Annotated in this window: 17 protein-coding genes; 8 read left to right on the forward strand and 9 right to left on the reverse strand. The window is 45.8% G+C overall.

What is annotated here, in order from left to right; genetic code table 11:
- Positions 1-133: 133 nt before the first annotated feature.
- The 4 genes from GKZ89_RS01470 to GKZ89_RS01485 all read left to right on the forward strand — a co-directional run bounded on the left by GKZ89_RS01470 (position 134) and on the right by GKZ89_RS01485 (position 4,318).
- Positions 134-562 (forward strand): MarR family winged helix-turn-helix transcriptional regulator, encoded by a 429-nt coding sequence (locus tag GKZ89_RS01470; RefSeq protein WP_338324874.1) that lies wholly within the window; start codon positions 134-136, stop codon positions 560-562.
- 16 nt (positions 563-578) lie between these two features.
- Entirely contained in the window at positions 579-2,168 is a 1,590-nt protein-coding gene (locus GKZ89_RS01475; protein ID WP_155110600.1) for an MDR family MFS transporter, read from the forward strand.
- Between the two features lie 692 nt (positions 2,169-2,860).
- Positions 2,861-3,835, forward strand: a complete 975-nt coding sequence (gene trhO, locus GKZ89_RS01480) for an oxygen-dependent tRNA uridine(34) hydroxylase TrhO (RefSeq protein ID WP_155110601.1) — start codon at positions 2,861-2,863, stop codon at positions 3,833-3,835.
- Between the two features lie 231 nt (positions 3,836-4,066).
- Positions 4,067-4,318 (forward strand): DNA alkylation repair protein, encoded by a 252-nt coding sequence (locus GKZ89_RS01485; protein ID WP_155110602.1) that lies wholly within the window; start codon positions 4,067-4,069, stop codon positions 4,316-4,318.
- A gap of 28 nt (positions 4,319-4,346) precedes the next feature.
- On the opposite strand, the gene GKZ89_RS01490 is transcribed toward GKZ89_RS01485, so the two are convergent.
- A complete protein-coding gene (locus GKZ89_RS01490) occupies positions 4,347-5,153 on the reverse strand; it encodes an alpha/beta fold hydrolase (protein WP_155110603.1) in 807 nt (268 codons plus the stop codon).
- Between the two features lie 127 nt (positions 5,154-5,280).
- On the opposite strand from GKZ89_RS01490, the gene GKZ89_RS01495 reads away from it, so the two are divergent.
- Positions 5,281-6,036, forward strand: coding sequence for a DUF4397 domain-containing protein (locus GKZ89_RS01495; RefSeq protein WP_155110604.1), 756 nt, complete (start codon positions 5,281-5,283; stop codon positions 6,034-6,036).
- Between the two features lie 246 nt (positions 6,037-6,282).
- Here GKZ89_RS01495 and ypmT read toward each other — a convergent pair whose 3' ends face one another.
- From ypmT to ilvA, 7 genes are all read right to left on the reverse strand, one after another.
- A complete protein-coding gene (ypmT, locus tag GKZ89_RS01500) occupies positions 6,283-6,498 on the reverse strand; it encodes a protein YpmT (RefSeq protein WP_155110605.1) in 216 nt (71 codons plus the stop codon).
- 154 nt (positions 6,499-6,652) lie between these two features.
- Positions 6,653-7,231, reverse strand: a complete 579-nt coding sequence (locus GKZ89_RS01505; protein ID WP_155110606.1) for a YpmS family protein — start codon at positions 7,229-7,231, stop codon at positions 6,653-6,655.
- A 10-nt stretch (positions 7,232-7,241) separates the two neighbouring features.
- Positions 7,242-8,027 (reverse strand): SGNH/GDSL hydrolase family protein, encoded by a 786-nt coding sequence (locus tag GKZ89_RS01510; protein ID WP_155110607.1) that lies wholly within the window; start codon positions 8,025-8,027, stop codon positions 7,242-7,244.
- Between the two features lie 114 nt (positions 8,028-8,141).
- Positions 8,142-8,723, reverse strand: coding sequence for an SCO family protein (locus tag GKZ89_RS01515; RefSeq protein WP_155110608.1), 582 nt, complete (start codon positions 8,721-8,723; stop codon positions 8,142-8,144).
- A 20-nt stretch (positions 8,724-8,743) separates the two neighbouring features.
- Positions 8,744-9,586: a DegV family protein gene (locus GKZ89_RS01520; protein WP_162356348.1), complete on the reverse strand. Its 843-nt coding sequence runs from the start codon at positions 9,584-9,586 to the stop codon at positions 8,744-8,746.
- Between the two features lie 259 nt (positions 9,587-9,845).
- Entirely contained in the window at positions 9,846-10,097 is a 252-nt protein-coding gene (locus GKZ89_RS01525; protein ID WP_155111077.1) for a DUF2535 family protein, read from the reverse strand.
- 104 nt (positions 10,098-10,201) lie between these two features.
- Positions 10,202-11,476 carry a threonine ammonia-lyase IlvA gene (ilvA, locus tag GKZ89_RS01530; protein ID WP_155110609.1) on the reverse strand — a complete coding sequence of 425 codons (1,275 nt, stop codon included), beginning with the start codon at positions 11,474-11,476 and terminating at the stop codon, positions 10,202-10,204.
- A gap of 133 nt (positions 11,477-11,609) precedes the next feature.
- Between ilvA and GKZ89_RS01535 the strand changes: the two genes are divergently transcribed.
- Positions 11,610-11,828: a hypothetical protein gene (locus tag GKZ89_RS01535; RefSeq protein ID WP_155110610.1), complete on the forward strand. Its 219-nt coding sequence runs from the start codon at positions 11,610-11,612 to the stop codon at positions 11,826-11,828.
- Positions 11,829-11,943: 115 nt separating this feature from the next.
- Here GKZ89_RS01535 and iadA read toward each other — a convergent pair whose 3' ends face one another.
- Positions 11,944-13,119 carry a beta-aspartyl-peptidase gene (gene iadA, locus GKZ89_RS01540; RefSeq protein WP_155110611.1) on the reverse strand — a complete coding sequence of 392 codons (1,176 nt, stop codon included), beginning with the start codon at positions 13,117-13,119 and terminating at the stop codon, positions 11,944-11,946.
- A 95-nt stretch (positions 13,120-13,214) separates the two neighbouring features.
- Between iadA and GKZ89_RS01545 the strand changes: the two genes are divergently transcribed.
- On the forward strand, positions 13,215-14,564 hold the full coding sequence (locus GKZ89_RS01545) for a sigma 54-interacting transcriptional regulator (RefSeq protein ID WP_162356350.1): 1,350 nt from the start codon (positions 13,215-13,217) through the stop codon (positions 14,562-14,564).
- A 14-nt stretch (positions 14,565-14,578) separates the two neighbouring features.
- Positions 14,579-15,220: a PAQR family membrane homeostasis protein TrhA gene (gene trhA, locus GKZ89_RS01550; protein ID WP_155110613.1), complete on the forward strand. Its 642-nt coding sequence runs from the start codon at positions 14,579-14,581 to the stop codon at positions 15,218-15,220.
- Positions 15,221-15,238: the final 18 nt, after the last annotated feature.

Consider the following 15,238-nt stretch of genomic DNA (forward strand, 5'->3'; position numbering starts at 1 on the left):
CATCGAATCGAAAGAAATAGGCTCTTATTAGAAAAGCCGCCAATTTATTTTCTTGACTTTCGCATGAAAAATACTTAATCTGGTTAATAGTTCAGTAAGTGAAGTACTTTTTTAGAAAGCAGGTTGAAGAAGCGTGAGGCATAAACAAGAGTTGCTCTATGAAATGGAAGGGCTCCTGCGGAAAGTATTCCGCCAGCTCCGTCAGGGTGTGAACAGCATCCTCGAAAAAGAAATCTCAAGAAACGAATTTTTTATGCTCAAAGCGTTGGGTGACGGTCCGCTTAGAGCATCCGAGCTCTCCAGGATCCTTGAGGTTTCAGCGAGCCACATCACTTCAATGTCCGATTCACTCGTAGAAAAAAGGCTGATTGAGCGGAAGCGGGATCTAACGGACCGGCGCATGCTGAACATCGCCATAACCCAAAAAGGGCAAGATAAGCTTCAGGAACTTGACGAAAAGAAAACAAACTACTTATTTCAGAGATTTGAAAGCCTGGATGAGGAAGAGCTTCAAACGCTAGTCGGGCTTTTTAAAAAATTGGACAGCGAGAGAAATGAATAAGCGGGAGGAAACAAAAATGGAACATTTAGATCATCGCAAAAAAGTGACCATCATGGTGGCCATTATGGCAGCCATGCTGTTTGCTGCACTGAACCAGACAATTGTCGGAACGGCACTGCCGAAAATTGTAGCCGAGCTTGGGGGCTTTGAATATTACAGCTGGGTGTTTACCATCTTCATGCTGACGTCAAGCATAACAGCTGTGCTCGTTGGAAAGCTATCCGATATATACGGAAGAAAACCATTTATATTAATAGGAATCGGTGTATTTATGGCTGGATCGTTGATGGCCGGGTTTTCCCAGAGTATGATTCAGCTGATTATTTTCAGAGGAATTCAGGGCTTTGGCGGAGGGATGATCATGTCTACTGCCTTTACTGCCGTCGGAGACCTGTTCTCTCCCCGTGAACGAGGGCGCTGGCAAGGCATTCTGAGTTCAGTGTTCGGTCTGGCCAGTGTATTCGGGCCGACTTTTGGAGGATGGATTGTAGATAATGCCAACTGGCAATGGGTGTTTTGGGTTTTCCTCCCGTTTGGGATTGTCGCCTTTTTATGCATCATTTCCCTTTTTCCAAGTACTCCAAAGAAACAATCAGAATCTGTCGATTACCTCGGCTCTATTTTGCTGACTGCAGTCATCGTACCGCTGCTGCTCGCGTTTACTTGGGCTGGCACCACATACGATTGGGGATCTGTGCAAATCATCGGATTGTTTGCTTTAACCGTGATCAGTCTCGGTCTCTTTATATGGGCTGAGAAAAAGGTTAAAAGCCCGGTTATGCCACTGGAATTGTTTAAAAACCGTATCTTTACCCTTTCAAATGCTGCCGGATTCATTCTCGGTGTCGGAATGTTTGGTGCCGTCATGTATGTCCCCTTTTTCATTCAGGGAGTCATGGGCGTTTCCGCTGCTGTATCAGGGCTGATCATGATGCCGATGACGCTTTCAATGGTGGCGGCAAGCAGCATCACCGGCTCGTTCATCACAAAGACCGGCAAGTATAAAGTGTTTGCACTGACGGGTCTGGCCATTATGGCGGCCGGAATGTTCTCCCTTTCGATGATGAACAGTGATACATCCATTGCCATAGCTGTTATCAACAATATCATCGTTGGAACTGGTCTCGGAATGAGTTTCCCGATTTTCACCCTGACTGTGCAAAATGCAGTAAGCCATCAGCACCTTGGTGTTGCTACCGCTGCTTCCCAGTTGTTCAGGCAGACAGGCGGAACCATTGGAGTCGCCATTATGGGGCTTGTTTTGAACAACAGTATGCATCGTGCAGAGCGTCCGGAGATTCCGGAAGGACTGCCTGCTGACAATGTTCAGGGATTGATGAACCCGCAGGCATTGATGGATCATGCCAAGCTGGATAAAGTTCTGGCATCCGTACCCCCTCAATACCAGGATGCCATTACGAAGCTGATCGACAGTGTGAAAGAGACGCTGCAGAACGGCTTGTCCGGGATCTTCCTGATCTGTGCGGGTATCATTCTTCTTGGATTTATCCTGACGTTCTTCCTTAAGGAAATCCCGCTTCGCACGAGCAACAGCGACGCCCCTGCTGAGCAAGAAACAGAAAAGCAGAAAGCGGCAGTTGAATAATAGAGCCGCTTGCATTTCGGGTATTTTGGATTCTCGAGATAGCGTCGAAAACACGGTTTATTGCAGAAATAGCGTCTTCTGGGACCGATCGGTCTCCAGGGACGCTATTTTAACAAAATCCGGTGATTTTATCTCCGAACGGTCTCAGGGGCCGTTATTCTCTAACTTAGAGAGCAATTTTGCCTCGAATTTCAGAAATAGCGTCTCTCAGGACCGAAACAGGATAATAACATGGTTTTTAGCTGAAATAGCGTCTTCTGGGACCGATACGGTATAGTTCGGTCTCCAGGGACGCTATTTTCGCAGTAACCGGTGTTTTTTTCTCCGAATGGTCTCAGGAGCCCTTATTCTCTAAATTAGAGAGCCGATTTGCCTCGAATTTTAGAAATAGCGTCTCTCAGGACCGAAACAGGATAAAAACACGGTTTTTGGCTGAAATAGCGTCTTCTGGGACCGATCCGGTGCACTTCGGTCTCCAGGGACGTTATTTTCACAGTAACCGGTGTTTTTTTCTCCGAATGGTCTCAGGAGCCGTTCGAAGGCAGGCAGATTCGCCCACAATTTCAGAAATAACCCTGATTGTAAAATCACACTTGAAAAATGCTTCACAATCAGGTATCATTTTATGTTGCTAAGATAAACTGACCTCGATCATTTATATCTTGCAAATATAAATAGACAGGTGATAATTCATGTCAACTAAACCATTCAGAGTATTGCTGTACTACAACTATGTAACGATTGAAGACCCGGTGGAGTTCGCTGCATCCCATCTGAAATTTTGCAAAGAGCTTGAGCTGAAAGGCCGGATTCTTGTCGCAAATGAAGGGATTAACGGGACGGTCTCAGGAACGTTCGAACAGACGGAAGCGTATATGGAGGCCATGAAGAAGGACTCCCGATTCGCCGATATGGTGTTTAAGATCGATGAAGCAGAGCACCATGCATTCAAGAAAATGCACGTTCGTCCGCGCAGTGAACTGGTCACCCTTCGTCTTGAAGATGATGTGAACCCGAAAGAGATTACCGGGAAGTACTTCAGCCCGAAGGAATTTTTCGAAGCGATGCAGCAGGAAGACACGGTCATTCTTGATGCCCGTAACGATTATGAATATGACCTCGGTCACTTCCAGGGAGCCATTAAGCCTGATATTAAAGCATTCCGTGAAATTCCGGACTGGATCCGTGAAAATAAAGAATTACTAGAAGGCAAAAAAATCCTCACCTACTGTACAGGCGGAATCCGCTGTGAAAAATTCTCCGGTTTCCTGCTGAAAGAGGGCTTTGAGGATGTAGCCCAGCTGCATGGAGGAATCGTGACGTACGGAAAAGATCCGGAAGTGCAGGGTGAGCTTTGGAACGGACAATGCTATGTATTCGATGAGCGCATCAGTGTCCCTGTAAATCAAAAAGAGCACGTCATTGTCGGGAAAGATTATTTTACAGGTGAACCTTGTGAACGCTATACAAATTGCGCCAACCCGGTATGCAACAAGCAAATCATTGCTTCTGAAGAAAACGAGCAGAAACATTACCGCAGCTGCTCCGAAGAATGCCTGGTTCATCCGAGGAACCTCTATGTGAAAGAACATGGACTCACGGAAGAAGATGTTCAGCGTAAATTGGAAGAGCTTAAAGAAGAAAACACGATGCCAGCAATGAGCTGATGCAAATAAACTGAAAGCCTGCAGCTTGAACTGCAGGCTTTTTCATGTGCGGGTCTGAAGTTCCGTGCGATCCCTTGCATGACCGTTCAAACATCTTTTTGCCCCCCTCTATTGTGCTCCATTCACTTCTATCCCCCACCTTATCCTTTCTGCCCGATGAATAATACCATTTACATCCAGAAATACTACGGTTATATACGTGCATATCACTTTCAGAAAGGGAGGTTTTCCATGTCTTCTCCATACCTGTGCCCCAATTGCAAAACGAACCGGTCCCGGTATCATATCATTGAACAGAAAGCCCAGGCAGTGAAGCTGAATCCGCAGACAGGAGAGCTGCTTGAAGAGTACAGCTCTGAATCACTCGATCCGTTTCATCTTCCCTACAAGGGCTCTGCCAGACGTGTACAGTGCGGATCATGCGGACTCGTTGAAGACGAGCACACGTTTATAAAATTTGCTGAAAGTCATCCTATTAAATAAAAAAAGCCGGGTTCCTCCCGGCATTTTTTTATTCTTGAGGTGATGGATGAACGATGTTTTCCAGGAAATTTATTAGAATGTGATTGAATTCCTCCGGCTGCTCAAGCATGCCCATATGGCCCGAATCACTTAGAACGGCTGAATGGATATGCGGGGCCTCCGATGTAAAGGTCTTTTCTGGTGGAACGACCTGATCCTTTTCCCCTGCCAGAAGCAAAACCGGTACGTGCGAAGCATCGATCACAGCTCTGCGGTCAGGCCGCACTTTCATGGCTTGAAGAGCGGCTGTCGCCCCAGCTGGCGGAGTATGGTAACCGATTTGCTTTGTAAAGTCTTCTTCCTCTGCTTTCCCGTTTTCAGGTGCAAACAGTTTCGGAACGAGCTGGTCGATAAAGCCGTGGATGCCTTCTGTTTCGATTTTCCGGATGGCTGCTTCCCTGGCAAGCTTCCCTTCCTCATCATCCGGAAATCCAGTAGAATGAATCAGTCCAAAGGAATTCAGCCGGTCTGGGTATTTTTCTGCAAAAGCAAGCGTTACATAGCCTCCGAGCGAATGACCGAAAACGGATGCGGTCTGAATGTCCAGATCATCCAGCACAAGCTTGATGTCTTCTGCCATTTCCTCTACCCCATATTCCTCTTTTGCTGTACTTGAGCCTCCGTGGCCTTTAAGGTTTACCGCAAGTACCCGGTGCTTTTTTGCAAGCTCCGGCAAAACATACTTCCAGTAATCAGCGCTTCCAGTGAAACCATGGATGAATACGACAGGATCCCCAACCCCGTCATCTGTATATGTAATACTGTGTTCTTCCACTGTCAATTCATAACGATTCATCTCATCACTCCTTTCTTTGTCATTTTTCCTTAATGAAAACCATCTAAACGTCATATAGGTGTAGAGAGTATTTTTTTCAAAACGCATAATTTTATTATGTAAACATTAACGGGGAGAGTGACATGATATGTACGATCAAAATGCACTATGGCAGGCGATGGTATATGATTTGTACGCCTGTTATTATAAGTACCGGGATCCAAGAGCCCACATCATGTACTACCAGAAACATCTTCAGGCTGTCCAGTCCGCCATGCAGACAAGGGCGGCCGGCTCCAGCCAGCCGCAGGGACAAATCAGTCCGGGGATGCTGCTTTTAAGGGTTCTTCACGCCTCTCCTGATGCCCCTGCAGTTGACATTTATCTGAACGGAAGACTCGTGCTGTCCAATGTGTCCTTTAAGCAAATCAGCGATTACCTTCAGATTCCCGGAGGCCAATACCGCGTGGATATTTACCCTGCCGGAAACCAAAGTTCCCCTGTCCTTTCCGAGAATTTTCTGCTGATGCCGGGCATCGCCTATACCGTAGCTGCAGCAGGGACAGTATCAAACCTCAAGCTCCTTCCAATTGTAGACCGGCCTTTTGTATCCGGAGGAGAAACGAAAGCGAAATTTGTTCATCTGTCTCCTGATGCCCCAGCGGTAGATGTTGCTGTTAAAGGCGGCGACATCCTTTTCTCAAATATACCTTTCATGAAATCCGCTAAATACATTACCGTTCCTGCAGGAAAAATCGATCTGGAAGTCCGTGTGGCCGGAACGGACACAGTTGTGCTGAACGTTCCGAAAGTACAGTTCAAGGCAGATACAGCGTATACCATTTTTGCTGTCGGATTAGCGAATGGGAACCCTCCTCTGGATGCTGTGCTTGCGGTAGGGTGATTTTGTAAAGGCTATATAAATTTTGTAAATTTTATTTTATAAATCCGTGAATCCGGCCAATTCCCGCTTCATTTCCTATAAAATACAGGGTGAAGAACTTATTCATTCTTATACTTAAGGGGGAGCAGCCATGCGTTTTTCGAAAAAATTCAGTATATCCCTTTTCATCCTTTTTCTGCTGGCCGTATAATCCTTCATCTTGCATAGCATCACATGAACATAAAAATGAGAAGGTCTCTGACCTTCTCATTTTTCATTTGCACTTTTTGATTTTTCATCCTTCAGATGAAGCAGATACACTGTTCCTCCGAAAAACAGTGCACTGTAAGCTATATTGGTAAAAACAATGTCCATATTCTGCTCAATGTTATCGTCCATAAACTGAATGCCGGCAATGCCTGCAAAATAGAGACCAACCAAAAGAAAAACTACACTGCCTAATATGTATTTTCTCTGATCCATATTCATCCTCCATCCTTTAATGACTGCAACTGGGAGCCAACCCGCTGCCTGCTTCTCTCTTATTATTAAGCTATTGTAAAAGCTGTCATAAAACATTTACATTCTTAGGTACATATTATCAGGGAATTTTATTGATTCGTCAACCCAGAAGAACCTATTTTTCTATGGGAATAAACAAATCAAAACGGATTTCGTCATTTTTCAAATCGAAGCGGTCAGCCTTCGCCCTGTAGTTGTTTGCCAGCTCGATTTCTGTTAAGTCCACATCGATCGACTGGCTTCCTTCATCAATATGAACAAATTCAGGGAGTGTATAGGATGTATTAATGTAGTTGAGCACAAATGAAACTGGCAGATCCAATTTCCCAATCGAGAGATCTTCAACGATCAGCTTCATGTTCCCATCCTTCTTAACAATCGGCTCAAAACTGATCTTAGCGTCGATATCCTTTCCAAATGCCCGGATTCCGCCTGTGAAATATACTTTATCATCCAAGAACACCTTATAGTTGTACTCGTCTGCATTGGCCTCTTTCCTCAAGTAATGATCGATCAGCTCATTTAGTGCTTCTTTTTTCGCTCCGACGTTGAGCGCAACGGCTTTGCCTTCTTCAATATCTTCCTGTGTTGGTACTCTTTTTTCCCCTGGCGAAAAAATCAAAACAGCGGCAATGGAGATTGCCGCTGCATTGAGTGCCAGCAGAACAAAGAATGCCCATTTCCATTTTTTCATGGCGCTCCTCCTAACTGGAACCCTTTTTATTCAAGATGGCTTCATAAACTCTTTCTCCGATTAATGAATACCCCTGTGTATTTGGATGAAACGCATCTTTGTAAAGCAAGCCTTCGTTTTTGCCTGAATACAGATCTGCGACGGGCACAAACTCCGCATTTGGATCCTCCTGAAGCAGTTTTTTTGCCGATCCGTTCCACTGGGCTACAACGAGATCGATTTCAGAAAGCTCAGGCAAAACATATTTAAAGGGATTGTACAGGCCGGAATAGATAATTTTGGCGTCCGGATTGTATTCTCTAATTTTTTTAAGGATCTTTTCCATCTTTTTTTCGTATTGCTTTTGTTCTTTCTCAAAAGGCTGCAGCGTCAGATCGAAGATATTATCTTTGACCACTTTCATGATGTCATTTCCGCCAATCGTAAGCAGAATATAATCAGACTGGCTGATTGAATTCTGAACTTCCTTCCTGCCAAGCTTATGGAGCAGATCGTCCGTTACATTGCCGTGCACCGCATAATTGTTGACGGCAACGCTCTCAGCAGTCCTCAGGTTCGATATTTTGCTTTTGACTACTCCTACATAGCCGCCGTTCTTCGAGTCATCACCGATTCCTGCTGTCAGAGAATCCCCGATCCCGGTGATCGTTACTTCACCAAGCTGTACTTTTTTTAGCGGCTTTTCTGTTTTCTTGACCGTTGCTTTTTTCGGGGCAGCCTCCTGCGGCTCCGGAGAAAATTGCCCGCAGCCTGTCAGGAGGACTGCTGCCGCAAAGACTGTGAACCATTTTTTCATATGCACTGTCCTCCCTCTGCTTATTTTATCGATCGTACAACATCTCTATTACTAGAATAACGATTTACCGGTCCTTTCTTCAATGAATATGCATAAGAAAAGAGGCGTGCAGAATTATGAATCCTGCAGCCTCTGAACATCTTTCAAAATCTCATTATAGGGAGTATTCTCGATGCCGCTGTAGGACTTTACTGCCTTCCCTTCTTTATCCACTACATAAAATGAAGTGCCGTGAATAACCTGGTCCTCTGATTCCGGTTTTTTCACTAACGTCTTGAAGCTGTTTAATGAAAAAGTTTCGATTTCTTTTTGGCTGTAGCCGGTCAGAAAATGCCAATTATCAAAAGAGCTGCCAAACTGGCCCGCAAACTGCTTGAGCTTTTCCGGATTATCGATTTCCGGGTCCACGCTGAACGAAACAATCTCAAGCTTGATCCCCTGGTCATCTGCCATTGTCTGAAGTTTTTTCATATGAGCTGTCATTGGCGGACAGACTGTCGTGCAGCTCGTGAAGATGAAGTTGGCGACCCACACCTTACCCTTCAAATCCTCAAGACCGAACGGCTTTCCCTCCTGGTCAGTAAACTTGAACTCCTGTACGGTTGCGATTGGCTTATAGCCAGCAGCTTGAGAACCACAGCCTGCCATCACGAACAGAACAGCAGTAAGCAGCATCAGGCTTTTCCATATCCTCATCGTCTCTGCTCCCCGTTTATCTATTCAGCGTAATACATAAAACCGATGGCACCAGGTCCTGTATGTGTCGAAACAACTGGAGTCGTGTACGAAATATCAACCGGCAGATCAGGGCTTATGTGAAGGATTGCCTCTTTTAAACTGTTGGCAAGCTCCAGTGCATCTGCGTGTGCGATACCGATTGCCTTAGCTGTTTTTCCTTTCACGTCGTCCCCGAATTGCTTTGCCAGGTACTTAACAATTTGCGAATGGCTTCTTACTTTGGCTACTGGAGTATAAACCCCATCCTGAAGGCTGGCAATCGGTTTAATATTTAACAGTGAACCGATCATTGCCTTGCCTCTTCCAATCCTTCCGCCCTTTACCAGGTTCTCAAGCGTATCAACTGTTACAAATAGCTTCGTCGCGTTTTTTATCGCTTGGATCCGCTCAAGGATTTCTTCTTTTCCAGAGCCTTCCTTCGCCATTCTGGCTGCTTCCACCACCTGAAAACCGAGGGCCTTTGAAATGAACTGGGAATCCACAACCGTAATGTTCCCGCCCGTCATTTCAGCCGCACTGCAGGCTGTCTGATAGGTTCCGCTCATTCCCGATGTCATATGAATGGAGATGATTTCATCCGCTTCGTTCAATAGGGATGAATACAGTTCAGTAAAATTCCCTACTGCAGGCTGTGAACTTTTAGGCAGCTCATTGGCTGCAGCCATTTTCTCCAAAAACTCTTCCGGGGTGATATCAACCCGGTCAATATATGTCTCACTGTCTATTTGAATAGCCAGCGGTATCACTTTAATATCGTATTCTTCAATCACTTTTCGGTCCAGATCTGTCGTTGAATCAGTCACAATTACAATTTTCTTCACAATGTCACTTCCCTATCTATCTCATTAAGAAGTATTATACAGAATGTGCACATGGTTTCAATAAAAACCGAAAAATATCCACCACATTCCTCTGAATCTTTTCACAGAAAAGTGAAAAGCCTCCATTCCCGGAGAGCCTTGAGCAGCAGCTTGATGCTTGATTCCTTACATTTTGTCCGGGTTTGATACAGCTTGCTAAATGTGCCGTCTGAAGGATCCTGTCCTCCCCGGACGGCAAAAAAGAGACCAAAATGGTCTCTTATGCATTATTCTGCAGTACTTCAGATTGAAAGATTGCTTCATAATCCGGCCATTTTAAAGTTTTTCTGAGATATTCCCTGAAAGAGTATACACTTTTCGGTTCAGGCTCTGCGTTTAGCCGGGTCAGGTATGCCTGAAGCCGCGCCTGAATCAAAAATGTATAGCTGTTGTCTTTCACCATGACTGGAATCTCGATAACCTTAACCTTCTGTCCATCCATCCGTTTGAACTCCAGGCTTTTGAATAGCAAAATATCAATCCTCTTTTTCAACCGTTTCCTCTATTATACTGCAAAATGCTATCGAAGTCTGTCAAAACACGCCTAAAGCAATAAAAATTTTCAGACGTTTTTCACTAGATAAGCAAGTGAAAAAGCTGTTCATCTTTGTTGACTTCTGTGTACTGGAAGCCTTTGGCATCCATTCTGGAAATGAGCGGCGGATAATCTCCTTTATCCTTTAATTCAATTCCTACGAGGGCCGGCCCGTTTTCTTTATTATTTTTCTTTGTATACTCAAACCGGGTGATGTCATCGCTGGCGCCCAGCACATCATGCAGGAATTCCCTTAAAGCTCCTGCTCTCTGGGGAAAGTCGACGAGGAAGTAATGCTGCAGCCCTTCGTAGATCATCGACCTTTCCTTGATCTCCTGCATTCTTCCGATATCGTTGTTCCCCCCGCTTATGATGCATACGACATTTTTGCCTTTGATCTCATCCCTGCAGAAGTCGAGTGCAGCAATCGGCAGTGCGCCGGCGGGCTCGGCAACAATGGCGTTTTCATTGTACAGTTCAAGAATCGATGTACATACTTTTCCGTCCGGTACCAATACCGTATCATGGCAGCAATTTTCAGCTATTCCGAATGTCTTTTCTCCGACTCTTTTTACAGCAGCCCCATCTACAAACTTGCTTATCGATGATAGAGTCACAATTTCCCCTGCCGCCCGCGCTTCAGTAAAAGAGGCTGCCCCCTCCGGTTCTGCTGCCATTATTCTTGTATCAGGCGAGACGGCGCTGAAATAGGTGCCGACACCTGAGATCAGCCCCCCTCCGCCGAGACTTGCGAATACATAGTCTATTTTCACATCTGCATCGTTTAATATTTCGACAGCTACCGTACCCTGACCCGCTATCACCTCTTCATCATCAAAGGGATGGATGAATGATTTTCCTTCCTCTTCACAGCATTTGACTGCTTCATGATACGAATCATCATACGTGTCTCCATAGAGCACGATCTCGGCAAACCCCTTTGAAAACTTTTCCACCTGGCTGACCTTCTGCCGCGGAGTGGTAGTGGGCATAAAGATTTTCCCTTTCACACCCAGAGCACTGCAGGAATAGGCGACGCCCTGTGCATGGTTTCCGGCACTTGCGCAGACAATGCCAATATCAAGTTCCTCCCTGGAGAGGGATTTCATTTTATTATAAGCTCCCCGGATTTTAAAAGACCGGACCAGCTGCAGATCTTCTCTCTTCAGGTAAACGTTGCACTGATACTGCTCTGAAAGCTGGCGGTTCAGCTGAAGCGGTGTATGGATGACCACTTCCTTCAGCAGATGGTGGGCTTTCAGAATCGATTCCACATTGACTGATGACGCAGGATTGGAAGCAGCGGATGAATTCATGGCAAAATTCCTTTCTTATACCTCTATTTAATTTGCCATTATATCACGAATATTCAAAATTTAAAGTCACATTCCGGAATTCGGGATTGTAAAACTGAAAAAGGGGAAAAATGGAGGTAAGAGGAGGGTTATTATGGAATATTTGCTCAAAAACAAAAGCAGTGCGATTCCATGCCTGATTGAATCTGATCCTGACAGCAGCCGCTATATGGTCCGTAATGCTGATACGAGCGGAAAAGGCTTTAATTCAAAAGAAGAAATGGTCGATTGGATCCGCCAAAACTGGGATCCTGAGGAATTTGAAGATCCTGAAAGCTTTAAGCAGGCCTTGCAGGATCTGAATGCTGAATAAAACGGTATGCCGGGGAAATATGCGGGCAGGTCAGATTTCCGTAACCAGAGTGCCAGGATACTCCTGATCTGCCCCTCTCCCCAAGCTTGCGAACCCAATAATCCGCTGGCGGATGCTACTCTTCAAAAGTGCCCTTTACGAGCATCTCGCCGTTTTTCATCATCGTTTTCCCCTTCGCAATCACAGTTGTAAGCTGCAGGGAACCGGCATCCGCCAGCACGATGTCTGCATCCAGCCCTTCTGCAATCCTTCCTTTTTGATGAAGCTTGAGAACATTTGCAGGGTTGGAAGTAATCACCTTCAGCGCTGTTTCAAGCGGAATGCCTTCCTCCAGTACCGCATCCCTCACTTCCTTGTAAAGAGACGAAATATCGCCGATCTTCAGCCCGGTCAGCTCACCAAGATCATTAAAATCAGGGAGACTTGCCTGGGCATCCGAGGTAAACGTTATATTTTCCTCAGGCACTCCTTTTTCGAGCATGATTTTTAAACCCTTGCTGCATTTTACCTCTCCCTCCTCGAGAAAGCGGGGAATGGTGCTCGTTGTAAAATCCACATACCCTCCGTTAGCAGCGAAAGCAATCCCTGCCTCAAAAAGCTCAGGATTCCTGTTAATGTGTGTCGGATGAAAGGTTTTAACCGGGATATCTGTTTCCCGGCACACTTCTTCAATCAGCCCGAGTTTTCCTTTGCCGTCGCCCAAATGAACATTCACAATTCCCGCTTTTCCGGAAAGCATGCCGCCGAGCCTTGCAGCGGATGCTACTTTAGCAAGCTCCTGCCAGGTAGGCTGCGATGACCGGTGATCACTGATGGCAATTTCCCCGCAGCCAATGATCCGGTCAATCAGAATCAGGTCATCTTCTATTTTTCCTGTAAGTGTACGGACTGGAATTTGATAGCTTCCTGTATGAGCGTAGCAAGTGATCCCCTCTTCCTCAAGTCCCCTTGCTTTGGCGATGAGGGCAGTCATCGTTCTTGTCGTGCCATCTGTTCCGATGACACCGACAATGGTCGTGACCCCCGCTTTAATGCTTGAGCTCAACGCAAGCTCAGGAGTCCTTGTCCTGTAGCTGCCTTCCCCGCCGCCCCCCATAATATGGACATGCGAATCAATGAATCCGGGAATGACAAGCTGGCCGGATGCATCAATTTTTTCGGTTACGTATTCTTCAGGAAATTGTATGCCCGGATCCTTTATGTAAGCAATTTTACCACCAGCTATAATCAAATCTTTTTTTCCTAAATAATCAGGTGCATAGACTTCTCCGTTAACAATTAACGTAATCATTGGACTCCTCCTGCAATATAAATTTCATCAATTGGGTTTAATTAGTTTCAATTGGGTGTTATAATTTAATTAAGTAAAGAATGGGGCGATGGATTATGGATTCTGGGAAAGTCATGTTGATTACTGAATCAAAAGAAATGAAGAACGTTTTAAACGATATGATCGCTGATCTTCCGTTAAAAGCGGATGTAGACAGCTACTCCATTGAGGAGGGGCTTCCGCAGGTACTGGATGGTCAGACAGTTATTCTGTCCCCCGTCATCGAAAAGCAGCAGGTAGAGCCACATCTCTCCCAGACAAATAAGACCATTACAGCCCGGCTGCAATTACAGCCTGCTGTTTTTGAAGAAATAACAGCAGCTTTTCAAAATCATTCTTCTCCTTCTATTCTATCAGACAAGACTGCACCTTTACATATAGCAGATTCGAGCGGATTGAAACCAAATTCCTTTCCTGAACTGCTTGGTCTGCATCCGCTCCTGACTGAAGCCAGAATATTGGCTGCCAAGCTGTCTGCTGTCACCCTGCCTGTCTTTATAGAAGGAGAAACAGGCACGGGCAAACGCTCATTTGCAAGAGCGATCCATTCACATTCTAAATGGGGCGCCGGTCCCTTCATTGCTGTAAACTGCCGGACCCTGTCATCCGAGCAGATACACAGCCTGTTCCAGAGAAACAGCCAGCAAAGCATTTTTTCCGAGGCAGGCGGAACATTGTACTTAGAGGAAACAGGAGAACTATCCTCTGAATTGCAAGCAAGAGTGCTTGCCTCTATACAAAGTATGGAATCGGAGCCTGGATCCTTTCCTGAAATCCGCCTCATATCTTCATCAAGCAGCATCATGAAGGAAAAAGTAAAAAGTGGAGACTTCCGGGCAGACCTGTATTACCGGCTGAGCGCTGCCCCGCTGAGAATCCCTTCCTTGAGAGAAAGAAAATCTGATATTCCGCTTTTGCTGGAGGCGTTTCTTCAAGAAAGCGGCTATCTCATCGAAGCAGAGGCCAAAGTCATGGACATACTGATGAAAGAAGACTGGGAAGGAAATCTTAGGGAGTTAAAAAATATGGCAGCCTATCTGGCAGCCGTTTCCGGCGGAAAAACAATCCAGATTCAGGATCTTCCAGGGAGAACGGGAGCCAAGAAGACGAAGAAAAAAGAGTCGTCCCCGCCTCCGCTGACAATGATGGATAAAAAAGAATTTGCCTTTATTCTTGACGCGATTCATCAGTCCAACGATCATGGCGAACCGGCCAGCAGGCGGAGCATCTCAGAACTGAGCAAGACCGGTCCCGTGCCTTTAACACCACAGCAGGTGCGGCACAGACTCGATTACTTGGAGAAACATCAATATGTAACAAAAGGCCGCGGCCGGGCAGGCACTAAAATCACCCTGGAAGGCATGGATTTTCTGCAGTCCCTGAAATCCCACCTGACCAGCAGCTAAAAGGAGACTTACCTATGGAATTCACTTTGAAAGAAGAGATTGTAAACGCGATTACCCATGGAATAGGCGTGCTGCTCAGCATTCCTGCTCTCATTTACCTGATTCTTTTTGCCGTTTGGTACGGCGATGCCATCAGCATCGTCAGCTTCTCCATATTTGGAGCATCCATGATCCTGCTTTACCTGTTCTCGACACTCCTTCATGGGATACAGCATAAAAAAGCGAAGCGCATCTTTGCCATCCTGGATCATTCAGCCATCTACATCCTGATTGCCGGAACCTACACACCGTTGCTTCTCGGCCCTTTAAGAGGGACTTTCGGCTGGACGATGCTGATCATCATCTGGAGCCTTGCCATAGCAGGCGTCATCTTTAAGATTTTCTTCGTCGACCGCTTTGTCGTCTTGTCTACATTGTTCTACATCTTAATGGGCTGGCTCGTTATCATTGCCGCTAAACCGCTTTATGAGTTCCTCTCGTTTGAAGGGTTTATGCTGCTGCTGGTCGGCGGAATTTTATATACAGCCGGATCTGTCTTTTATGTATGGAGGAAAATCCCGTATCACCATGCGATCTGGCACGTGTTTGTCCTCGGCGGGAGTGCATGCATGTTCTTCTGCATCCTGTTTTACGCAGTTGAAGTCCCGTTTATTTAGGCACGTTGTGCAAGGCAG

It is taken from the genome of Metabacillus mangrovi (assembly GCF_009711125.1).
GTDB classification, from domain to species: Bacteria; Bacillota; Bacilli; order Bacillales; family Bacillaceae; genus Metabacillus_B; species Metabacillus_B mangrovi.